Consider the following 14,999-nt stretch of genomic DNA (forward strand, 5'->3'; position numbering starts at 1 on the left):
GGGCGGCAGCGATACTGGCGTCCCCTTTGCGCAGGCCTGAGTGACCGAGATGTTCCAGCGATTGACCGTAGTACTGCTTGCCGTTCTTGCCCTGAGCGCCTGCGATGACGTCGACCCGAATTCGCCGCTGGGCCAGCGTAAGGAGATCTTCAAGCAGATGCTCAAAACCAGCGAGGACATGGGCGGCATGCTGCGGGGTCGCCTGCCGTTCGACAGCGGCCGCTTCGCCGACGGCGCGGTGCAGCTCGATGCATTGTCCCGTGAACCTTGGCAGCATTTCCCGCAGGTGCGTGACGAAGCTGACAGCAGCGCACGCGTCGAGGTGTGGGAGCGCCAGGCACGTTTCCATGAGCTGGCCCGGCAGTTGGAAGCGAGCACCGGCGCCCTGCGCGATGTGACCCGCACCCAGCCGCTGGACGCCACGCAACTGAAGGCGCCGATGGACCGGGTGGAAGGGGCGTGCAAGGCGTGTCATAGCGAGTTTCGCAATCACTGATCGCAGCCATCGCCACCCGCTGCGCGAAGCGACGATGGCGTATTCCTAGCGTTCCAGTTCGTCCACTGCAGCTTGCAGTTCCTTCTTCGCCTCGGCGAGCTTTTCCTTACGCTTGTTGATGCGCTCCGGGTCGCCTTTCTTCATGGCTTTGTCCAGGTCCTTGGTGCGTTGGGCCACTTCGTGGCGGGCATCGAGCACCTTCTGTTCGCGTTCCTTGCGCAGGCCAGCATCGGTGCAATGCGCGGTGTTCTCTTGCAGGGCCTTTTCGAGGCCGGCGACCTGGTCGGTATTGTTGTTGTCGCGGGCGACCTTGAGCTGGCTCTCGATGGCGCTGCGCTTGGCGGCGCATCCGCTCAGGCCTGGTTCGGGCTCGGCGGCGTGAACGGGGGTAACGGCCAGGCCCAGGGTGGTCAGCAGGGCTAGCGAGGTGAACAGTTTCATGAAAAGGCCTCCATGTCAGGGCGGGGCAGCCTAAAAAAGTAGGAGAAATCCTGCCTTGCTTCAGATGATTTAGAAACCCTTGGTGACACTTGCTCACAGATAATCAGGGAATCCTGGGGGTTCAGAGGCTCGACGGGCCGTCGCTGGGCATGGTCGAGGGGAACCCTTCGATGCCCCTGTCACCCAATTGCAGTGCCAGGGCCTGGACCTGTGGTGCACGCAGGAAGGCTTCGATCTTTCCTGCCCCGGTTTGACCGATACCTGCAAGCGCCTGCCACTGTTCGGCCTTGCGGTGAGTGAGCGCTGCCCAGTCGGGGCCCAGCCCGAGCCCACGTGGCGTTGGCAAACCCAGGCTCCTGGCCCAATCGGCGAAGGGACGCGAGCGACCTAGCGCAAAACTTGCCGCCAGTTGTCGTGCACGGGCCTGGTCGATGCCTGGCACCTCGTTCAGTTGCTCAGGGGCAAGTGCCAGCCAGTCCCCGAGTCGTGTCACCAGCCCTGCCTCGACCAACCGTTTCCAGGTACCGGGCCCGAGCGTAGGCATGTCGAGCCCCTGCTTGCCGCCCAGCCAGGTAAGCCGGGCGATGAACTGTTCTTCGCACCCAGGCGTGGCTTGCCAGCAGCTGAGCGGGTGGTAGCGCCCGTCAGGCGGCGGCGTGACCGGCGAGCGCTCGACGGCGCGGTGCACCACGCCCAGCACGCGGGGAATGGTCAGGCCGGCGAGGCCGACCGCGACTTGGTCGCCTGGCCGGATGTCGAGGGCCTGCCAGTGTCGCACCGAGCCAAGGCTGACCTGGCTGATACGCCGTCCCTCCAACTGCACCGGGAGCAATTTCACCACGGGCGTGACCCGTCCCGTCCTTCCCACCCGAAAGCGCACTTCACTTACTTCGGCCATGGCCTGGGTGAAGGGGTATTTCCAGGCGGCCAGCCAATAGGGCGCCTTGGCCTGCCAGCGCTCGGCGGGGGGGCGGCTGCTCAGGCGCAGGATCACGCCGTCGCTGGCGAAGGGCAGTGGCGAGCGATACCAATGTTGGCGCCAGTGCAGGGCTTGCGTGGGGTCGGCGATGGCCACGCTGAAGGCCTGGCTGTCGACGAAGCCCAGCTGTGCAAGTTGCGCCAAGCGCTCTGCCTGGTCGGCTGGCCCGTGCGGCCAATCCCAGACGAACAGCCCGATACCTTCACCCTGTTCGCTCGCCAGGCGCGTGCGCGCCATCAGGCCGGCGATGATACCCCGGGCACCCGCATCGCCGGAGTCGGCCTGGATGTGTTGCGGCAAGCGCCAGTAAAGCTCGCCTTGCAGCACCAGGTCGCGCGTTTGCGGGAGCTGCCTGGGGATGCCGCCCAACTGTTCGATGTGGCGACTCCAATCGTGGCCATGGGTGCCATCGCCACGACTAAGCAGCCGGACCAGCTTGCCTTGGTGATAGACCAGCGTGACCGCCACCCCATCGACCTTTGGCTGTATCCAGACACCTTGCTTGCCCTGCATCCAGCGGGCGACTGCGGCCTCATCGGCCAGTTTGGCGACGCCGGTGTGGGGGACCGGGTGAGGGACAGGGCCTTTCGCGCTGTCGAGTGGTGCGTAGGGCTGGCCCAGGCCGAAACAGGCTTGCAGCGTGCGCAGGCGAGTGAGGCTTTGGTCGTAGAGCTCGTCGGCAACCTGCGAAATGCCCTGTCGGTGGTAGTGGTCATCCCATGTCGCCAGGGTGCCTTGCAGTTGCCGGACCTCTTCGCCAGCGCGCTCGACAGGCCAGTCGGGGCAAGTGTGTGCGCCGACCAGCGACGCGTATAGACATGACAGGAGGTACAGACTGGTTCTGGACAGCATGGCCAGCATCCTTGCGTGGCAGGGGGAGCGCACAGCGTAGGTGGGTCCCTTGCGGCATGCCGGGCAAAGGTGTCAGGCGATATGTCACGAAAAAGCCCCTGCCGATCGCTCGGCAGGGGCTTTCCTTTACTGCTGTAGGAAGCTTACAGGCCGGCGGCGTCGCGCAGGGCGGCGGCGCGGTCGGTGCGCTCCCAGGTGAAGGTGGTGAAGGTGTCGTTGCCGACGGTCTTCTGCTGCGGCTCACGGCCGAAGTGGCCGTAGGCAGCGGTCTCCTGGTACATCGGGTGCAGCAGGTCGAGCATCTTGGTGATGGCGTATGGGCGCAGGTCGAAGCATTCGCGCACCAGTTGCACGATCTTCTCGTCGGAAACCTTGCCGGTGCCGAAGGTGTTGATCGAGATGGAGGTCGGCAGGGCCACGCCGATGGCGTAGGACACCTGGATCTCGCAGCGCTCGGCCAGGCCCGCTGCCACGATGTTCTTGGCCACGTAGCGGCCAGCGTAGGCCGCGGAGCGGTCGACCTTGGACGGGTCCTTGCCGGAGAACGCGCCGCCACCGTGGCGGGCCATGCCGCCGTAGGAGTCGACGATGATCTTGCGACCGGTCAGGCCACAGTCGCCCACCGGGCCGCCGATGATGAAGTTGCCGGTCGGGTTGATGTGGAACTGGGTGTCCTTGTGCAGCAGCTCGGCAGGCAGGGTGTGCTTGACGATCAGCTCCATCACCGCTTCCTGCAGGTCTTTGAGCGACACTTCAGGGTTGTGCTGGGTCGACAGCACGACGGCGTCGATGCCGACTACCTTGCCATTTTCATAGCGGCAGGTGACCTGGGACTTGGCATCCGGGCGCAGCCATGGCAGCAGGCCGGACTTGCGCGCCTCGGCCTGGCGCTCGACCAGGCGGTGCGAGAAGCAGATCGGGGCTGGCATCAGCACGTCGGTTTCGTTGCTGGCGTAGCCGAACATCAGGCCCTGGTCGCCAGCGCCCTGGTCTTCCGGCTTGGAGCGGTCGACGCCTTGGGCGATGTCGACCGACTGCTTGCCGATGATGTTCATCACGGCGCAGGTGGCGCCATCGAAGCCGACGTCAGAGCTGTCGTAGCCGATGTCGATGATGACCTTGCGCACCAGGTCCTCGAGGTCGACCCAGGCCGAGGTGGTGACTTCACCGGCGATGATGGCGACACCGGTCTTCACCAGGGTTTCGCAGGCAACGCGGGCATGCTTGTCCTGGGTGATGATTGCATCGAGGACCGCGTCCGAAATCTGGTCGGCGATCTTGTCCGGGTGGCCTTCGGACACGGACTCGGAGGTGAAAAGTGAGTATTCGCTCATTTCGACGGGTTCCTAAATTTACCGATGTTGAGTGTTGCCAGCCGTCCGCTGGAAATGTCGGACTTGAATCTGGAAACCGTTACGTAGGCCCACATAGAGGCTTTCCCCGGAAAGCAGCCCTGCGGCATTGGCCCAACGGGCCAGTTCGTCCTGCTCGAAGCCAAGCCACAGGTCGCCGCAGGCTTCCCGCGCCCACCCCTGGTCATGGCTGCACAGCTCGGTGACCAGCAGGCTGCCGCCTGCCTTCACGCGCTTGGCCAACAGGCGCAGGGCCAAGGCCGGGTCGCTGAAATGGTGCAGCACCATGTTCAGCACAACGCAGTCGGCTTCCACATCCGTTGCACCCAGTGCATCGGCCAACTGCAGGTTTACATTACCCAGGCCCTCGCGCTGGCACACCTGGCGGGCCAGCTCGAGCATGGTCGGGCTGTTGTCCAGGGCCGTGACCTGGGCGAAACGGCGCGCCAGGTCCGGCAGGAAGCCGCCGTCGCCGGGGCCGACCTCCAGCGCGCTGGCGTCGGGTTCGAAGCTCAGGTTGTCGAGCAGCGCCAGCAGGCTTTCGCGGTACTGTGGCAGGCCCGCGATCAGGTCCTGCTGGGCGCGGAAGCGTTCTTCAACGCGCAGGAAGAAGTCCTGGCTGGTGGCGGCGCGGCGCTGCTGCACCTGGGCGATGCGCGATTGCACGTCGCCCGGCAGGGCCAGGCCATCTACTTCCTCGAGCAGCGCCGCGTGCAGGCGACCGCCCAGGCGCAGGCTGTCGGGCAGGGCGCGGCGATAGAAGATCGCGTTGCCTTCGCGGCGAGTCGCCACCAGGTCTGCCTGGGCCAGCACCTTGAGGTGGTGACTCATGCCGGACTGGCCGATATCGAAGATCTGCGCCAGTTCCAGTACGCCGAACGAGTCGCTGGCCAACGCGCGCAGCACATTCAGGCGCAGCGAGTCGCCGCTGGCTTTGCACAAGGCAGCCAGTTCGTCGCTGTTCTGAGGGGGAATGGACTGTGCGTTCAGGGTCATGGGGCGGCAGTCTAGTCAGGCAGCGTTGCCCTCGCAAGGCCAATATCAAAAAGTTTTGATATTGGCGATGAGCTGTAAGGGTGCCGCTCGGCGCTTAAATGTTTGCCCCCGGCCCCCGCTGTGGGCGAAAATGGCCGCCTTTTTTCGTTTCACTACTTATTCAAGCCCCAGGAGATAAGCGATGCCCAGCCGTCGTGAGCGTGCCAACGCCATTCGTGCCCTCAGCATGGATGCCGTGCAAAAAGCCAACAGCGGCCACCCAGGTGCCCCCATGGGTATGGCGGATATCGCCGAGGTGCTTTGGCGCGATTACCTGAAGCACAACCCGAGCAACCCGAAGTTCGCCGATCGTGACCGCTTCGTGCTGTCCAACGGCCACGGCTCGATGCTGATCTACTCGCTGCTGCACCTGACCGGCTACGACCTGTCGATCGACGACCTCAAGGCCTTCCGCCAGTTGCACAGCCGCACCCCCGGCCACCCTGAGTACGGTTACACCGCTGGCGTCGAGACCACCACCGGCCCGCTCGGCCAGGGCATCGCCAACGCCGTGGGCTTCGCCCTGGCCGAAAAGGTCATGGCCGCCCAGTTCAACCGTGAAGGCCACAACATCGTCGACCACAACACCTATGTGTTCCTCGGCGATGGCTGCATGATGGAAGGCATCTCCCACGAAGTCGCCTCGCTGGCCGGCACCCTGGGCCTGAACAAGCTGGTCGCGTTCTACGACGACAACGGTATTTCCATCGACGGTGAAGTGCACGGCTGGTTCACCGACAACACCCCGGCGCGCTTCGAAGCCTACAACTGGCAGGTGATCCGCAACGTCAACGGCCACGACGCCGACGAAATCAAGATGGCGATCGAGACTGCGCGCAAGAGCGACCGCCCGACCCTGATCTGCTGCAAGACCATCATCGGCTTCGGCTCGCCGAACAAGCAGGGCAAGGAAGACTGCCACGGCGCACCGCTGGGCAACGACGAAATCGCCCTGGCCCGCAAGGAACTGAACTGGAACCACGGCCCGTTCGAAATTCCTGCCGACATCTACGCCGAGTGGGACGCAAAGGAAGCGGGTGCCAAGGCCGAGGCCGAGTGGAACCAGCGTTTCGACGCCTACGCCCAGGCCTTCCCTGAGCTGGCTGCCGAATTCAAGCGCCGCACCGCAGGCGAGCTGCCAGCCGACTTCGCCGAGAAGGCCCAGGCCTACATCAACGAAGTGGCCGCCAAGGGCGAGACCATCGCCAGCCGCAAGGCCAGCCAGAACACCCTGAACGCCTTCGGCCCGCTGCTGCCCGAGTTTCTCGGCGGCTCGGCGGACCTCGCCGGCTCCAACCTGACCCTGTGGAAAGGCTGCAAGGGCGTCGATGCCAATGACGCCAGCGGCAACTACGTATTCTACGGTGTGCGCGAGTTCGGCATGACCGCCATCATGAACGGCGTCGCCCTGCACGGTGGCCTGGTGCCCTACGGCGCGACCTTCCTGATGTTCATGGAATACGCCCGCAACGCGGTGCGCATGTCGGCGCTGATGAAGCAGCGCGTGATCCACGTCTACACCCACGACTCCATCGGCCTGGGCGAAGACGGCCCGACCCACCAGCCGATCGAGCAGCTGACCAGCCTGCGCAGCACCCCGAACCTGGACACCTGGCGTCCGGCCGATGCCGTGGAGTCGGCGGTTTCCTGGAAGGCCGCGCTGGAGCGCAAGGACGGCCCTTCGGCGCTGATCTTCTCGCGCCAGAACCTGCAGCACCAGGACCGCAACGCCCAGCAGATCGCCGATATCGCCCGTGGCGGCTACGTGCTCAAAGACTGCGCTGGCGAGCCTGAGCTGATCCTGATCGCCACCGGTTCCGAAGTGGGCCTGGCGGTGCAGGCGTTCGACAAGCTCAGCGAACAGGGCCGCAAGGTCCGCGTGGTGTCGATGCCGAGCACCAGCGTGTTCGATGCCCAGGATGCCGCCTACAAGCAGTCGGTACTGCCGCTGGAAGTGGGGGCACGCATCGCCATCGAAGCTGCCCATGCCGACTTCTGGTACAAGTACGTCGGCCTCGAAGGTCGTGTTATCGGCATGACCACCTATGGTGAGTCCGCCCCGGCTGGCGCGTTGTTCGAGGAGTTCGGCTTCACCCTGGAGAACATCCTGGGCACCGCCGAAGAGCTGCTGGAAGACTGATGTAACCGATCTGCGGGCGGTGTCGCCCTATTCGCGGGCAAGCCCGCTCCTACAGGAACGATGTGGTCCCTGTAGGAGCGGGCTTGCCCGCGAATGCCACACCCCAAGTCTCGCAGGCTGAACACGATCGAACCGTTCCGTGAGCCCCCGAATGCCCCAGCGCCCTTACAAAGTTGCACTCAACGGTTACGGCCGCATTGGTCGTTGTGTCCTGCGCGCACTGGTCGAGCGAGGGGCAAGGGCCGGTTTCGAGATCGTTGCGCTGAACGATCTGGCCGACCAGGCCAGCCTGGAATACCTAACCCGTTTCGACTCCACCCATGGCCGCTTCCCCGGCGAAGTGCGGGTCGACGGTGACTGTCTGCACATCAATGGCGATTGCGTGAAGGTGCTGCGCCAGGAATCGCCCGAAGGCATCGACTGGGCCTCCCTGGACATCGACCTGGTACTGGAGTGCTCCGGCGCCTACAACACCCGCGCCGATGGCCAGCGTTTCCTGGATGCCGGTGCGCCACGGGTGCTGTTCTCGCAGCCGATGGCCAGCGAGGCGGACGTCGACGCCACCGTGGTCTACGGCATCAACCAAGGCTGCCTGACCGGCGCAGAGCTGCTGGTGTCCAACGCTTCCTGCACCACCAACTGCGGCGTGCCGCTGCTGCGCGTGCTGGACCAGGCGTTCGGCATCGAGTACGTGCAGATCACCACCATCCACTCGGCGATGAACGACCAGCCGGTGATCGACGCCTACCACCACGAAGACCTGCGCCGCACCCGCTCGGCGTTCCAATCGGTGATCCCGGTGTCCACCGGGCTTGCCCGGGGTATCGAACGTTTGCTTCCGGAACTTGCCGGGCGAATCCAGGCCAAAGCGGTACGTGTGCCGACCGTCAACGTCTCGTGCCTGGACATCACCTTGCAGACCGCCCGCGACACAAACGCCGCCGAGGTCAACCGGGTGCTGCGCGAGGCCGCGCTGGACGGCCCGCTGAAGGGCCTCTTGGCCTACACCGAGCTGCCCCACGCCAGCTGTGATTTCAACCATGACCCGCATTCGGCGATCGTCGATGCCAGCCAGACCCGCGTCGCCGGCCCACGCCTGGTGAACCTGCTGGCCTGGTTCGACAACGAATGGGGGTTCGCCAACCGTATGCTCGACGTTGCCGAACATTATCTGCACGTCGTCCACCAAACCCGCAGCAAACAGCCCTGAAGGACTGCATTCATGACCGTGTTGAAGATGACCGACCTCGACCTGCAAGGTAAGCGCGTACTGATCCGCGAAGACCTCAACGTCCCTGTGAAGGACGGTGTGGTAGCCAGCGACGCACGTATCCTGGCAGCGCTGCCGACCATCAAGCTGGCCCTGGAAAAGGGTGCGGCGCTGATGGTCTGCTCGCACCTGGGCCGCCCGACCGAGGGCGAATTCTCTGCCGAGAACAGCCTCAAGCCGGTCGCCGACTACCTGAGCAAGGCCTTGGGCCGCGAGGTGCCGCTGGTCGCCGACTACCTGGACGGCGTCGAAGTCAAGGCCGGTGAGGTGGTGCTGTTCGAAAACGTACGCTTCAACAAGGGCGAGAAGAAGAACGCCGACGAGCTTGCGCAGCAATACGCCGCCCTGTGCGACGTATTCGTCATGGACGCCTTCGGTACCGCCCACCGCGCCGAGGGTTCCACCCATGGCGTGGCCAAGTTCGCCAAGGTCGCCGCTGCGGGTCCGCTGCTGGCCGCCGAGCTGGATGCCCTGGGCAAGGCCCTGAAGGCCCCGGCCAAGCCGATGGCGGCCATCGTCGCCGGCTCCAAGGTGTCGACCAAGCTGGACGTGCTGAACAGCCTGAGCGCGGTCTGCGACCAGTTGATCGTCGGTGGCGGCATCGCCAACACCTTCCTGGCGGCTGCCGGTCACCCGGTCGGCAAGTCGCTGTATGAGCCTGACCTGGTCGAGACCGCCAAGGCCATCGCCGCCAAGGTCAGCGTGCCGCTGCCGGTGGACGTGGTAGTTGCCAAGGAGTTCGCCGAGAGCGCCGAAGCCACCGTCAAGGCCATCGCCGACGTGGCGGCCGACGACATGATCCTGGACATCGGCCCGCAAACCGCAGCCAACTTCGCCGAACTGCTGAAGTCGTCGAAGACCATCCTGTGGAACGGCCCGGTCGGCGTGTTCGAATTCGACCAGTTCGGCAACGGCACCCGGGTGCTGGCCAAGGCCATCGCCGACAGCGCGGCGTTCTCCATCGCCGGTGGCGGTGACACCCTGGCGGCCATCGACAAATATGGCGTCGGCAAGGATATCTCCTACATTTCTACCGGTGGCGGCGCGTTCCTCGAATTCGTCGAAGGCAAGGTCCTGCCCGCCGTGGCAATCCTGGAAGAGCGGGCCAAGGCCTGATAAGCGAGGCGCCTGGCAAAGGGAGCGACCGGATGGTCAAGCAATTGCCTGTGATGATCGTGGCCTTGCTGCTGGGCGCTTGCTCCAGCAGCCAGGCCCCACGGACCGAAGAAGCACCCGCAACGCCAAAGGGCGGCTGCTACCAGTCGCAGTGGCAGGAAGAGACGGTACCGGTAATCAACAAGCGCCTGGGCCCGGATGGCCTGGAAAAGTACGACGACGAACACCAGCGCAAGGCGCCGGGTTGCCCTTGATCGGGTGGCAGGCAACCTAACTGGGGTTCTGAGGTCTTGGACATTGGGGCCGCTGCGCGCCCCTTCGCGGCGGTGCGGCGAAGGCTTCACAGCGACGTTGAAGCGAGGATACTGAATGAAAGCGCTTCTGGCCCTCGTGGCCCTGGCGACACTGGCAGGCTGCTCGCTGCTGCAACCGTCGGCGCCCGCCGCCACGGACAACTGGACCCGCTGGGTCTGCGACAGCCAGGCCGAAGTGCTGTGGCGCTACGCCGACGCCCAGCAGGATGCGGTCGATGTACGCCTGGGCGGCGGCGACCAGGTCTACCGGCTCAAGCCCGAGCCGGGCGCCTCGGGTGCGCTGTACAGTGATGGCGTGCTGGCCTTCCACAACAAGGGCGAGGAAGGCCTGGTGTACTGGGTGGCGACCAACGACTTGATTGGGCGGGGCTGCAAGGCACCGTGACTGGCCGGGCCGCACATGGCCCACACTACTTGAACAGCAACCGCCCCTGCGGCAGGCTTGCACGAAATAACGACGCTTGTCGGGAGAGAGATACACAATGGCACTCATTAGCATGCGCCAGATGCTGGACCACGCTGCCGAATTCGGCTACGGCGTTCCGGCTTTCAATGTCAACAACCTCGAGCAGATGCGCGCCATCATGGAGGCGGCCGACAAGACCGACTCTCCGGTCATCGTCCAGGCCTCCGCCGGTGCCCGCAAATACGCCGGTGCGCCGTTCCTGCGCCACCTGATCCTCGCGGCGATCGAAGAGTTCCCGCACATCCCGGTGTGCATGCACCAGGACCACGGCACCAGCCCTGACGTGTGCCAGCGCTCGATCCAGCTGGGCTTCAGCTCGGTGATGATGGACGGCTCGCTGAAAGAAGACGGCAAGACCCCGTCGGACTACGACTACAACGTGCGCGTCACCCAGCAGACCGTGGCATTCGCCCACGCCTGCGGTGTGTCGGTAGAAGGTGAGCTGGGTTGCCTGGGCAGCCTGGAAACCGGCCAGGCTGGTGAGGAAGACGGCGTCGGCGCCGAAGGCATCCTGGACCACAGCCAGATGCTGACCGACCCGGAAGAAGCCGCCGACTTCGTCAAGAAGACCCAGGTCGATGCCCTGGCCATCGCCATCGGCACCAGCCACGGCGCCTACAAGTTCACCAAGCCGCCTACCGGCGACATCCTGGCGATCGACCGCATCAAGGAAATCCACAAGCGTATCCCCAACACTCACTTGGTGATGCACGGTTCTTCCTCGGTACCGCAGGACTGGCTGGCGATCATCAACGAGTACGGCGGCCAGATCAAAGAAACCTACGGCGTGCCGGTCGAAGAAATCGTCGAAGGCATCAAGCACGGCGTGCGCAAGGTCAACATCGACACTGACCTGCGTCTGGCGTCCACCGGTGCCATCCGCCGCTACATGGCCCAGCACCCGAGCGAGTTCGACCCACGCAAGTTCTTCGCCGAGACCGTCAAGGCCATGCGCGACGTGTGCATCGCCCGCTACGAAGCCTTCGGCACCGCCGGCAACGCCTCGAAGATCAAGCCGATCTCCCTGGAAGGCATGTTCCAGCGCTACGCCAAGGGTGAGCTGACCGCCAAGGTCAACTGATTCCAAGCTGGAAATAAAAAACCCGCAGCGATGCGGGTTTTTTTATGGCTGTGCGTAGGCAAATACGCAGCAAGATGACCGTTAGTCGACTACCTTGATGTTTATTCGATGATAGCGTTCTGATTGCATTGCGTCTGGCGCAGCGGCGTCTAGAGTTTTCACCTGGATCCAATTCGCACGTGGCAGTCAGTCATTTATAGAGAAGCGGCATGGATGGAGCTCAACAACCGGGGCGGGACAACAATTCCGTGTTGCTGGTCGTCGACGATTACCAGGAAAACCTGGTCAGCATGCGTGCGCTGCTGGCTCGCCAGGATTGGCAGGTACTGACGGCAAGCTCAGGCATGGAAGCGCTAGGCACCTTGTTGGAACACGAGGTGGACTTGGTCCTGCTCGACGTGCAGATGCCCGAGATGGATGGCTTCGAAGTCGCCCGCCTGATGCGGGGAAGCCAACGTACGCGGCTTACACCGATCATCTTCCTGACTGCCAACGAGCAGTCCCAGGCTGCCGTGCTCAAAGGCTATGCCAGCGGCGCGGTGGACTACCTGTTCAAACCCTTCGACCCTCAGATCCTCAAGCCCAAGGTGCAGGCGCTGCTCGACCAGCAACGCAACCGCCGCATGCTTCAGCGTCTGACTCACGAGTTGGAGTCGGCGCGGGCGTTCAATGCTTCGATCCTGGAGAACGCTGCCGAAGGTATCCTGGTGGTCGACGAGGACGGCACCATCGGGTTTGCCAACCCGGCGATCTCGCGCCTGCTCGAAGCACCTGTGGATAACCTCAAGGGTGCCCACGTGCTGGAGCTTATCCAACTGACCAGCAGCAGCCTGTGGCGCGAGTCGGACTTCTACCAGGCCTACCTTGGCAGGCAGATCTTCCGCGTGCACGATGCCCAGCTACGCAAGGCCTCGGGCCAACTGGTACCGGTGGCGTTGTCCTGCGCGCCCTTGCCGGTGGAGCAGCAGGCGATGGTGGTGACGGTGCTGGACATGTCGGTGGTGCGCAGCCTGCACCAGCAATTGGAGCAACAGGCCGTCACCGACCCGCTCACCGGCCTGCTCAACCGTCGCGGTTTCTACCAGGCGGCCGAGAGCCAGTTGGTGCGCAACGAGCGCAGCGACAAGTTCCAGGCCCTGATGTACATGGACCTCGACGGCTTCAAGCGGATCAACGACTACCTTGGCCATGAGGCCGGTGACCAGGTGCTGCGCTGGGTCGCCGACCAGTTGAAGGAGTGCCTGTCCAGCCACCCCCTGCTGGCACGCATGGGCGGCGATGAGTTCACCGTGCTGTTCGATGGCCTGGCCTATCCGGAACTGGCCGGGCGCTACGCCGAGCGCCTGCTCGAGCGAATGGCCAGCTACCCGCAGCAGGACGGTCTCGAAGTCAGCCTTGGGGTGAGCATCGGCATCGCCACCTACCCGGAATGTGGCTCGAATGTCGAAGGCCTGCTGCGCGCGGCGGACGCTGCGATGTACGCGGCCAAGCGCGCCGGGCGCCACCAGTACCGGTTCTACGACCAGGAACTCAATGGTCGGGCCCGCTCGCGGCTGATGCTCGAGGATGGCGTGCGCACGGCCATCGAGCACAAGGACTTCACCCTGGTCTACCAGCCCCAGGTGGCGTTCGCCGATGGCCGCCTACGCGGGTTCGAGGCTCTGCTGCGCTGGCAGCACCCGAGTGTCGGCGACGTGCCGCCGGGGCTGTTCATTCCGTTGCTGGAAGAGGCCCGGCTGATCCATCGCCTGGCCAGCTGGATCTACTGCAAAGGCGCTGCGCAGCGCCGCGATTGGTACGCCTGCTTCGACGACGACCTGGTGCTGGGCATCAGCCTCAGCCGTGCCCAGTTCACTCAGCCGAACCTGGTCGATGAGCTTCAGCGGGTGATCCAGGAGCAGGGGCTGAAGCCGTCGCAACTGGAAGTCGAGGTGGCCGAGACCTCGCTGATGTACGACATCGACGCGGCGGTCCGCCAGGTCAGCAGGCTGCGCGAGCTGGGCGTGCGCGTAGCGTTGGATGATTTCGGCGCGGGCGATTGTTCGTTGCGCATGCTGCGCGATCTGCCTATCGACACCCTCAAGCTCGACCGCCACCTGGTGGCCCGGCTACCGGATTCGCAGGCCGATACCGCACTGGCAAGCAGTGTCATCGCGTTGTGTGCGGACTATGGCATCACGGTGATCGCCGAAGGGGTGGAGACCGAGGCCCAGGCGAAGTGGCTCAAGGACAATGGTTGCGCCTACGTGCAGGGCTTCCTGGTCGCGCGGCCGATGACTGCCAGCGATGCCGGGCAATTCCCGACGATGTACCCGTGGCCGGGGTAAGGGTACTCATCGGCGCATTCCACAGCATCCACTGCGGTGCCTTCTTCGCGGGTAAACCCGCTCCCACAGGCCCTGCACCGCTCTCAAGCACAGCGCAATACCTGTAGGAGCGGGTTTACCCGCGAACCGGGGTAAAGCCCCGGCCAGGCCACGCGGTATCTACAGCTCGTGAGCAAACGGCAACTGCGGCCCCTTGCGTGAACAGGTAATAGCCGCCGCACGAATGGCGAACGCCAGCATCTCGTCGATGGCCTCGCGCCCAAGCCCCGCCAGCCCCGCCGGGCTATCCGCGCCAAGCCGCGCAAGGTAGGCCAGTACCGCCGCCTGGAAGGTATCGCCAGCCCCTACCGTATCCTTCACCGCCAATGAGCTATCGGCAGGCCGCGCCCATGACCCATGGACGCAGTGCGCGCTGGCACCTTCGCCGCCATGGGTGACGAACACCAGGCGGCAGCGCTCGTTCAGCCAGCCACGCGCAACGTCCTGCGGGTCACGCCCTGGGTAGAGCAGGGCCAGGTCTTCCTCGCTGGCCTTGATCAGGTGGGCGTGCTGGGCAAACGCTTCGACCTGGTGCCGCCACCGCTGCACATCTGGCTGCGGGTTGAGCCGCACGTTCGGGTCCAGGCTGATCAGCCGCTGCCCGCTTTCGCGTTGCACCAGGGCCAGCAAGGTATCGGCCACCGGCGTGACCACCAGGGTGTAGGAACCCACATGGACGCCGCGCACCCGTTCATCCAGCAGCGGCAGGTGCTCCTGGCGCACCTGCCGGTCGGCGCAGCCTTCGCCGCGGAACTGGTATTGCGCGGAACCGTTGGCGTCCAGGCCGACCATCGCCAGGGTGGTCGGCGCATCGCTGGTCACCAGCCAGGCGCAGTCCACCTGCTCGTCCTCAAGCACCCGGCGCAGGCGCGCACCGAGGTAGTCGCTGGACAGGCCGCCAAACAGCGCCGAGGCCACCTGGAGCCGACGCAAGCCCACCGCCACGTTGAACGGCGAGCCACCAGCGATGGCGGTGAAGCCGAGCTCGCCAGCGCGGGGGCTGGTTTCTTGGCTGAAGACATCGAACAGGGCTTCGCCACACACCAGGTACATGAAGTTCTCCGACGGGAAAGAATGGGCAAGGATACCTT

13 protein-coding genes are annotated in these 14,999 nt (G+C 64.6%); 8 read left to right on the top strand and 5 right to left on the bottom strand.

Annotated features, from left to right (window positions below; translation table 11 throughout):
- The first annotated feature begins 49 nt into the window (after positions 1 to 49).
- A complete protein-coding gene (locus RAC97_RS01000; RefSeq protein WP_375099654.1) occupies positions 50 to 496 on the top strand; it encodes a c-type cytochrome in 447 nt (148 codons plus the stop codon).
- Positions 497 to 541: 45 nt separating this feature from the next.
- Here RAC97_RS01000 and RAC97_RS01005 read toward each other — a convergent pair whose 3' ends face one another.
- The 4 genes from RAC97_RS01005 to RAC97_RS01020 all read right to left on the bottom strand — a co-directional run bounded on the left by RAC97_RS01005 (position 542) and on the right by RAC97_RS01020 (position 5,116).
- Positions 542 to 937 carry a DUF1090 domain-containing protein gene (locus RAC97_RS01005; RefSeq protein WP_375099653.1) on the bottom strand — a complete coding sequence of 132 codons (396 nt, stop codon included), beginning with the start codon at positions 935 to 937 and terminating at the stop codon, positions 542 to 544.
- Positions 938 to 1,058: 121 nt separating this feature from the next.
- Positions 1,059 to 2,768, bottom strand: coding sequence for an NAD-dependent DNA ligase LigB (ligB, locus tag RAC97_RS01010; RefSeq protein ID WP_375099652.1), 1,710 nt, complete (start codon positions 2,766 to 2,768; stop codon positions 1,059 to 1,061).
- Positions 2,769 to 2,911: 143 nt separating this feature from the next.
- A complete protein-coding gene (metK, locus tag RAC97_RS01015) occupies positions 2,912 to 4,102 on the bottom strand; it encodes a methionine adenosyltransferase (RefSeq protein ID WP_375099651.1) in 1,191 nt (396 codons plus the stop codon).
- 18 nt (positions 4,103 to 4,120) lie between these two features.
- Positions 4,121 to 5,116 carry an ArsR/SmtB family transcription factor gene (locus RAC97_RS01020; protein ID WP_375099650.1) on the bottom strand — a complete coding sequence of 332 codons (996 nt, stop codon included), beginning with the start codon at positions 5,114 to 5,116 and terminating at the stop codon, positions 4,121 to 4,123.
- 181 nt (positions 5,117 to 5,297) lie between these two features.
- On the opposite strand from RAC97_RS01020, the gene tkt reads away from it, so the two are divergent.
- From tkt to RAC97_RS01055, 7 genes are all read left to right on the top strand, one after another.
- The gene (gene tkt, locus RAC97_RS01025; protein ID WP_375099649.1) at positions 5,298 to 7,295 is read left to right on the top strand and encodes a transketolase; all 1,998 of its coding nucleotides are present in this window, start codon (positions 5,298 to 5,300) and stop codon (positions 7,293 to 7,295) included.
- Positions 7,296 to 7,446: 151 nt separating this feature from the next.
- The gene (epd, locus tag RAC97_RS01030; protein ID WP_375099648.1) at positions 7,447 to 8,505 is read left to right on the top strand and encodes an erythrose-4-phosphate dehydrogenase; all 1,059 of its coding nucleotides are present in this window, start codon (positions 7,447 to 7,449) and stop codon (positions 8,503 to 8,505) included.
- Between the two features lie 12 nt (positions 8,506 to 8,517).
- Positions 8,518 to 9,681 (top strand): phosphoglycerate kinase, encoded by a 1,164-nt coding sequence (locus RAC97_RS01035; protein WP_375099647.1) that lies wholly within the window; start codon positions 8,518 to 8,520, stop codon positions 9,679 to 9,681.
- Positions 9,681 to 9,935, top strand: a complete 255-nt coding sequence (locus RAC97_RS01040) for a hypothetical protein (RefSeq protein WP_375099740.1) — start codon at positions 9,681 to 9,683, stop codon at positions 9,933 to 9,935. The genes RAC97_RS01035 and RAC97_RS01040 overlap by 1 nt, the downstream gene beginning before the upstream one ends.
- A 115-nt stretch (positions 9,936 to 10,050) precedes the next feature.
- Positions 10,051 to 10,380: an MliC family protein gene (locus RAC97_RS01045; protein WP_375099646.1), complete on the top strand. Its 330-nt coding sequence runs from the start codon at positions 10,051 to 10,053 to the stop codon at positions 10,378 to 10,380.
- Between the two features lie 97 nt (positions 10,381 to 10,477).
- A complete protein-coding gene (gene fba / locus RAC97_RS01050) occupies positions 10,478 to 11,542 on the top strand; it encodes a class II fructose-bisphosphate aldolase (RefSeq protein WP_375099645.1) in 1,065 nt (354 codons plus the stop codon).
- Positions 11,543 to 11,751: 209 nt separating this feature from the next.
- Complete coding sequence (locus tag RAC97_RS01055) at positions 11,752 to 13,869, top strand: putative bifunctional diguanylate cyclase/phosphodiesterase (RefSeq protein WP_375099644.1); 2,118 nt, start codon at positions 11,752 to 11,754, stop codon at positions 13,867 to 13,869.
- A 159-nt stretch (positions 13,870 to 14,028) separates the two neighbouring features.
- Here RAC97_RS01055 and RAC97_RS01060 read toward each other — a convergent pair whose 3' ends face one another.
- Positions 14,029 to 14,961, bottom strand: a complete 933-nt coding sequence (locus tag RAC97_RS01060; RefSeq protein ID WP_375099643.1) for a carbohydrate kinase — start codon at positions 14,959 to 14,961, stop codon at positions 14,029 to 14,031.
- Positions 14,962 to 14,999 lie beyond the last annotated feature (38 nt).

Source organism: Pseudomonas sp. LS_2, from assembly GCF_042709235.1.
In the GTDB taxonomy this organism is placed as follows: Bacteria; Pseudomonadota; Gammaproteobacteria; order Pseudomonadales; family Pseudomonadaceae; genus Aquipseudomonas.

Excerpts from the sequence above, each read along its gene's own strand:
- RAC97_RS01000 (WP_375099654.1), top strand. The coding sequence starts at position 50 with ATGTTCCAGCGATTGACCGTAGTACTGCTTGCCGTTCTTGCCCTGAGC.
- RAC97_RS01005 (WP_375099653.1), bottom strand. The coding sequence starts at position 937 with ATGAAACTGTTCACCTCGCTAGCCCTGCTGACCACCCTGGGCCTGGCC.
- ligB (WP_375099652.1), bottom strand. The coding sequence starts at position 2,768 with ATGCTGTCCAGAACCAGTCTGTACCTCCTGTCATGTCTATACGCGTCG.
- metK (WP_375099651.1), bottom strand. The coding sequence starts at position 4,102 with ATGAGCGAATACTCACTTTTCACCTCCGAGTCCGTGTCCGAAGGCCAC.
- RAC97_RS01020 (WP_375099650.1), bottom strand. The coding sequence starts at position 5,116 with ATGACCCTGAACGCACAGTCCATTCCCCCTCAGAACAGCGACGAACTG.
- tkt (WP_375099649.1), top strand. The coding sequence starts at position 5,298 with ATGCCCAGCCGTCGTGAGCGTGCCAACGCCATTCGTGCCCTCAGCATG.
- epd (WP_375099648.1), top strand. The coding sequence starts at position 7,447 with ATGCCCCAGCGCCCTTACAAAGTTGCACTCAACGGTTACGGCCGCATT.
- RAC97_RS01035 (WP_375099647.1), top strand. The coding sequence starts at position 8,518 with ATGACCGTGTTGAAGATGACCGACCTCGACCTGCAAGGTAAGCGCGTA.
- RAC97_RS01045 (WP_375099646.1), top strand. The coding sequence starts at position 10,051 with ATGAAAGCGCTTCTGGCCCTCGTGGCCCTGGCGACACTGGCAGGCTGC.
- fba (WP_375099645.1), top strand. The coding sequence starts at position 10,478 with ATGGCACTCATTAGCATGCGCCAGATGCTGGACCACGCTGCCGAATTC.
- RAC97_RS01055 (WP_375099644.1), top strand. The coding sequence starts at position 11,752 with ATGGATGGAGCTCAACAACCGGGGCGGGACAACAATTCCGTGTTGCTG.
- RAC97_RS01060 (WP_375099643.1), bottom strand. The coding sequence starts at position 14,961 with ATGTACCTGGTGTGTGGCGAAGCCCTGTTCGATGTCTTCAGCCAAGAA.